This is a genomic window from Enterobacillus tribolii, assembly GCF_003363015.1.
GTDB classification, from domain to species: Bacteria; Pseudomonadota; Gammaproteobacteria; order Enterobacterales; family Enterobacteriaceae; genus Enterobacillus; species Enterobacillus tribolii.
In genome coordinates this window covers 407,217-413,647 of sequence record NZ_QRAP01000005.1, presented here as the reverse complement: position 1 = coordinate 413,647, position 6,431 = coordinate 407,217, and the positions used below count along the sequence as shown (strand labels likewise).

3 protein-coding genes and 2 pseudogenes are annotated in these 6,431 nt (G+C 50.1%); all 5 read left to right on the top strand.

Annotation, left to right across the window (positions count from 1 at the left end):
- A pseudogene (locus tag C8D90_RS13165) lies at positions 1-255 on the top strand (ShlB/FhaC/HecB family hemolysin secretion/activation protein); the annotation flags it as partial.
- A 12-nt stretch (positions 256-267) separates the two neighbouring features.
- A pseudogene (locus C8D90_RS22570) lies at positions 268-1,404 on the top strand (filamentous hemagglutinin N-terminal domain-containing protein); the annotation flags it as partial.
- A 144-nt stretch (positions 1,405-1,548) separates the two neighbouring features.
- Entirely contained in the window at positions 1,549-3,636 is a 2,088-nt protein-coding gene (locus C8D90_RS22565) for a hypothetical protein (protein ID WP_446661691.1), read from the top strand.
- Positions 3,637-3,699: 63 nt separating this feature from the next.
- Entirely contained in the window at positions 3,700-4,236 is a 537-nt protein-coding gene (locus C8D90_RS13155; protein WP_115458897.1) for a GNAT family N-acetyltransferase, read from the top strand.
- A 1,288-nt stretch (positions 4,237-5,524) separates the two neighbouring features.
- Positions 5,525-6,073: a tyrosine-type DNA invertase gene (locus C8D90_RS13150; RefSeq protein WP_115458896.1), complete on the top strand. Its 549-nt coding sequence runs from the start codon at positions 5,525-5,527 to the stop codon at positions 6,071-6,073.
- Positions 6,074-6,431: the final 358 nt, after the last annotated feature.

Below are 6,431 nucleotides of genomic sequence, written 5' to 3'. Positions count from 1 at the left end.
GAAGTAGACTGGACATTATTCAGGATGCCGGTAATAGGCGCGGTGGGCGTAGTGGCAGCCATTGACGGTGGCTATCTGCGTCATGACAAACAGGACCCGTATGCGTCAGGAACGCTGTGGGGAGGCGCCGTGGGGCTGACGAGCAACGGGAAACACTTCTCGAGTCAGCTGACGGTCGGTTGGCCGCTGGCTTATCCGGACCGGCTGGAGCCGGACCGGGTGTCGGTCTATTACCGAATTGGCTTCGTGTTATAAGGGACTAATACGATGGTGAAAAAAACGATTAATAACCCCAAGAAGGGGCATTGGCGGGCCGGCGACACGCGGCACGACGCATTCCCGTCCCCCCGACGCTGGTTGAGCTATACGATCAGCGCATTGTTGGTTGCGCAACCGGCGTTGCCGGTCTATGCGGCCAATATTGACATCGCCAGCGGTAACACCCGTACCGATCAAGCCGGGAACGGTGTTCCCATTGTTGATATCGCGACCCCCAACCAAGCCGGTATTTCTCATAATAAATACAACGATTTTAACGTCGGCAAAGAAGGGCTTATCCTCAACAACTCTACCGATCGTCTGACGCAGACCCAGCTTGGCGGATTAATTCAGAACAACACCAACCTTAAGGCGGGCAAAGAAGCGGTCGGCATCATCAATGAGGTGGTGGGAAGCAATCGCTCCCAGTTACAGGGGTACATCGAGGTCGGCGGCAAGGCGGCGAGCGTGATGGTCGCCAACCCCTACGGGATAACCTGTGACGGATGCGGCTTCATCAACACGCCCAATGCGACCCTGACCACCGGTAAGCCGGTGATGGGTGCGGACGGCAACGTGCAGGCGCTGGAAGTCAGCCGCGGCACCATTACCGTTCAGGGTAAAGGGCTGGATGCGGGAGACGTCGACGCGTTTCGCCTGATATCGCGCGCCACCGAAATTAACGCCGAAATCCACGCCAAAGATCTGACCGTGATTACCGGGACTAACCGGGTAAATAAAGACGGCACGATCACGACGATTGCCGCGGATGAGAAAGAGAAGAAACCGACGGTTTCGATCGATACCAAACGTCTGGGTGGGATGTACGCCAACCGGATCCGGCTGGTTTCCAGCGAAAAAGGCGTCGGTGTTAACCTCGGTAACCTGAATGCCCGTCAGGGCGACATCCAGATAGATGCCAACGGCAAGCTGCGTCTGAACAATTCATTGGCGGCGGGGAAACTGACGGTGAAGTCGGAAGGTATGGAGCTGAGCGGCGCCCATCGGGCGGAGCAGGGCATACAACTGGCCAGCAAGGGCGACATGGCGCTGAATGAAGCCGCGCTCAGTTCGGGCAAGGATCTGTCGCTGAATGCCAGCGGGCAGCTCACCATCAATAAGAGTCAGCTCCGGGCCGGGGCGGATACCAAAGGTAATCTGAACCGCGGAAGCTCGCTGAGCGTGGCGGGGGGCAGCCAGACCATAACGGGCAGCCGTCTGAGTGCCGATAAGATCAACATCAGCGCGACGCGTTCGCTGTCTCAGGACAAGAACAGCCAATTTTCTGCCATGACGGATCTGGACGTTGAGGCCGAAACGCTGGCGCTTAACGGCCGCAGCGAAGCCGACAACGATGTGACTTTGCGGGCCGGCCGGCTGAATACCGGAACGGAAAGCCTGATCAGCGCGCAGCGCGATGTCCGGGTTAACGTCGGCGATGAGGCGGATCTGCACGGCAGAATTACCGCGACGCGGGATCTGACGTTGTCTGCGGCAAAAGTCAGCAATAAAGGCGAACTTCGCGCCGGGCGTAATGGTCGTCTGGAGAGTCAGCAACTGAATAACCAGGGCGTCATTCAGGCGCAGGCGAATCAGACGGTGAAAGCCGGTAAGATCGTCAACGGCGGAAGTCTTTCCGCGCAGGATACGTTGGATGTTGAAGCAGCAAGCCTGAGCAACGGCGGATGGCTCGGCGCCCGGAAGGACGTGTCGCTGAATGTGACGGATTTGCTTAATGTCGATGCCTCCGGCGTGTTGTTCAGCGACGGGAACCTGAATATTCGCACCGGGCAGTTTTTGCTGGCCGGGCTGACGCAGGGGCTGGGCGATGTGACGGTGTCGGCCGCCGATATTACAACCCTGAGCGGTTCGAAGCTGCTGAGCGGCGCTGATATGGTGCTGACGGCGGACAGTTTAGCGCTGGCCGGCCTGGTTTCGGCGGATGGTCAACTGAGCATCAACGGTAAGACGCTGCGTATGTCTGATGGCGCGTACGTTCAGGCGCAAAATGCGCTGGCGGTTAATATCTCGCATTCCGCTGAGCTGCGTGGCGTTTTCCACACGCTGGGCACGCTGAGTTTCAGCGGCGGTGAGGTGGATCATCAGGCGCAGAGTACGGCAGGACGTATTTCGGTGAATGCTGAACATCTGGCGAACAGCGGCCTGCTTCAGGTTGATGGGCGGATTGACGTACAGGCGCAAACCATCGTGCAGCAGGGTATTGTTCTGGCGCAGGGCGTCGCGAACTTTACCGTAAATACCCTGGTGAACAGCGGCAGTATTTCCGCAGGAGATCTGACGATCGCGGCCCGTGACGAGCTGAATAACGGCGGGAGCGGTACGCTCACAGCCTCCGGTTCGTTAAGCCTCAGCGCCTGGCGGGCGGAAAACCGCGGCCGGATCAATGGGGGCAGCATCGGGTTGCTGGCAAATGAGGTGAACAACGCTGGATATATTCAGGCGACGCGCGATCTGAATATCAGCGCCACCCAGCGGCTTGATTCCCATAGTGCGTTGTTGGCGGGCCAACGCCTGACGTTGCAGGGCGGAAGCGTATACAACGATGGCGTCATGCAGGGGCAATCCATGCAGGTGTCGGCCGGCAATTTGAAAAACGATGGCACCATGCAGGGTATCGACAGCGTGGGGATGGAGATTGACGGAACGCTGAGTAATAGCGGTTATGTGCTCAGCAGTGGCGAACTTGCTATTAACGCGCATGAGGTGGAAAACACCGGAACGATCGAAGGGAATACCATGCTTAAGCCTTTCGCCAGTTTGTCGCCGCTGCGTAGCCGGATCGCGGGTTCTTCCTTCGTTGCTCAAATAAGCGGTAACCACTGGAATAGTCCCTTACAGGAAATTCCTGCCGGCGGGACAACGGAAACGCATGTGGGGGCGGAAAGCATTGCGGAAACGGCGATCGATAATGCCTTTGACGGTTTGAGCGCCCTGCAGCAGGAAAAACCCAACAAGGCGCCGCGTGAAACCGGCAAAGAGTTTACGGATCGGGATACGTTTATCGCAACGGATTACTTCCTGGATCGGATTGATTTACATCCGGACTATGATTACCGCTTTGCCGCCGATGACGCGTTGAACAATATGACGCTGAAGACTTCCGATACCCATTACCTGAACGGCATCGGCACGGAAATGGCGCAGCTGCAGGCGCTGATCGACCGTGCTGCGGCTCAGGACAGCGGTGTCCGGCTGGCGGATATCCGGTTAAGCGCGGATCTGATTTCGTCGCTGACGCGCAGCCTGGTTAACACTGCGAAGGCTGAGGGGCACGGAAAACCGATACTTTACCTGGCTCCGGATGATATACAGCTGCTGGATGGCAGCATCATCGGCAGCGGAAAGATAAAACTGTAACAATCACCGAGCCTCCCACCAGGGAGGCTTTTTTTCGTCCTGAATTTCTCACCGGGAGGCTTCATGTCGCTGATTATCCCTGAATTGCATACCGAGCGCCTGCTGTTGCGCGGGCATCGCGTTGAAGACTTCCCCGCGATGTCGGCGATGTGGACAGACCCGAACGTTGTACGCTTCATTGGCGGGACGCCGCAAAGCGATGAGCAGAGCTGGCAACGGCTGTTGCGGTACTGGGGTACCTGGGCGATGTTTGGCTTTGGCTATTGGGCCGTCATTGAGAAGCAAAGTTCCGCGTTTATCGGCGAACTGGGATTAGCCCGATTCCACCGGGCGATTGAGCCGGCCCTGGAAGAGCCTGAAATGGGGTGGGCCTTTGTGCCTTCTGCGCAGGGTAAAGGCTATGCGCGGGAGGCCGCTGATAGGGTGATCTCATGGGCGGATGAGGCGCTGGGGCAGTCGCTGTGCTGTATTATTAGTGAATCTAACTACCGTTCTCTGCATCTGGCGCAGAAATGCGGCTTCTGTCCACAGCTGAACACGCTGTATCATGGCGAAAAAGTGTCCATTCTGAAGTGCCCTTCATTTTTAAGATTAGTCTGAAATTCATTCTCCGGCGACCTCCGCGAGGGGGTCATGAGGCCGATAATCCCGCCTGTTATCAGTCAGCGTTAATTGCGGCAATATCCGTTATGACCATTTCAATTAACTGTAATTAGAAGAAATTCTGTAATTATAGCCTGATTACACAGGCTTTTATGATAAGAAAACCAATACTATGTTTAGTCGCATTGCGTAATTCAAATATCAAAAATCATAAATAAAGCTAAAGTATGGACCTGTGCTAAAAGTGGGTTCATCGTGAGAGACCATAAAAAATGGCTTTTTGATAAATAAAATCTTAATGATATGAGGTAATTCCGAATTTTCATTCCTGGAGTAAAAATGAGGGTCTTATGTGGTGGTGTGAGAGGTGACAGATTCTGATTTTATTTTGTGAGGACGTTTCGCGTTATTCTTTTTTTATGGTGAATTATTCTGCATTAAATGAGGTTTTTGTGCTCATTTTGGTGATAAAGTTCAAGCTTTTGGCATAAGCTCACATTAAGGACATATCCTATTTATTAATGAAGTTTATTCGGATTTATATTTTCTTTCCCGGCAGCTGAATTTAAACAGTAATGACTATTCATAGATAATATAGCTTTTAGTTCTTTTTTGGTCGTCATGAATATGAAAATGACTGAAGCTTATCCTATTCTTAGCGCCTTGAAATACATAATAGAAATCAATTAGCTTGCTTAACACAAATTCTATCTGTGTGACCTATCCTTCCGCCTTACTACTTTTCAATTAAAAGAACTGATCGGGTTTCTTTTTGCGATCAGGAATATTCCTTTTATCTTTCTTGTTATTTTCATAATTCATTTTTTATGGAAAGTATTGAAATGAAAGGATTTTTTGGTGATACCCTAAAGAATATAAAAATAACTCTTTCAGATTAATTCTTCAACCATGAAACATATGATTCATCGATTGTATATAAAATCGACGCCATTTGCTGAGTGAATAACGTATAAAACAAAATTTTTTATTATTGTTTACGAGATGATTCCTATTGCCTATAATGCGTCTAAGTAAGGGGATTCTTGCTCTCTGAAATTTTACTTAGAAAACGTCTAAGATAGTCTTCGTGCTTATTAAAAAGAGGTCTGGCGTGAGTCTACACACGTACTGCTCAACGATTCTCACAGGAGGTGATGATCAAAAAAGATAACCGGGAAGTTAGCGTGCAGAAAAAAATAATCGTAGATCAAGTTTTCATATGGAATGTGGCGTATGGTGCGCGAAAGCACCATGCAAGAGTGAGTATTATGACTGCAGAGGAATTATGACTAATCGTAAACATCTTACGCCATCAGAAGTAGAGCGGTTATTAGAAGCTGCCAGGCGCGGCAAGAACCCAGAACGAGATTACTGCTTGATTTGGATGTGTTTTATCCATGGTTGCAGAGTGAGTGAGATCAGTACCTGGCGCTTGTCTGATATTGATATGGAAGAGGGCAATGTTTTCGTTCACCGGCTTAAAAATGGCTTTTCTACCGTCCATCCATTATATGCCCGTGAACGTAAGGCATTACGTGAATGGTTAGAGGTTCGTAAAACATATCGGGGGGCTGATAGTGAATGGTTGTTTCTTTCTAATCGTGGAAAGAATATGACTCGTCAACGTATTTACTGGTTAATTAGGAATTATAGTGCGGCGGCAAAATTAGAAATAAATGCTCACCCACATATGTTGAGACATGGATGTGGATTTGCGCTCGCTGACCGTGGAATAGATACACGACTTATTCAGGATTATCTTGGTCATAAAAATATACAGCATACCGTTTTATATACGGCGAGCAACGCCAAGCGGTTTAAAGAGGTTTGGTAATAAGCAGTTTCAATTTATTCCAAAGTTGTCACTTTGAACTAAATTGAGTCGTACTCTAAGGATGTTGTAAAAAAAAGTCAATACTTGAGCTTTTTGCTTGCGAGAGTGGTGATTATTTTTTGCAAAAACAAGGTGTTATGAAGCAAAGGATTGTGCTGGAATGGATGCTGTTTCTTATGGTTCAACCGCGCTTTTTCATTTCTTATACGCCGTTTTTTGTTTGACTATCCTCAGTTACAACATATGCAACTCTTTTTCTTAAAACAGCAGATTAAATCACTGCTAATAAGAAAATTATATTTTAAAAATCTAAAGTTGTCACTTTAGTTCAAAATGACTCGTGGGCCTATTATGCATT

Bases quoted from the DNA above. Each gene is read 5' to 3' on its own strand.
- C8D90_RS13150 (WP_115458896.1), top strand. From the start codon at position 5,525: ATGACTAATCGTAAACATCTTACGCCATCAGAAGTAGAGCGGTTATTA.
- C8D90_RS22565 (WP_446661691.1), top strand. From the start codon at position 1,549: ATGACGGATCTGGACGTTGAGGCCGAAACGCTGGCGCTTAACGGCCGC.
- C8D90_RS13155 (WP_115458897.1), top strand. From the start codon at position 3,700: ATGTCGCTGATTATCCCTGAATTGCATACCGAGCGCCTGCTGTTGCGC.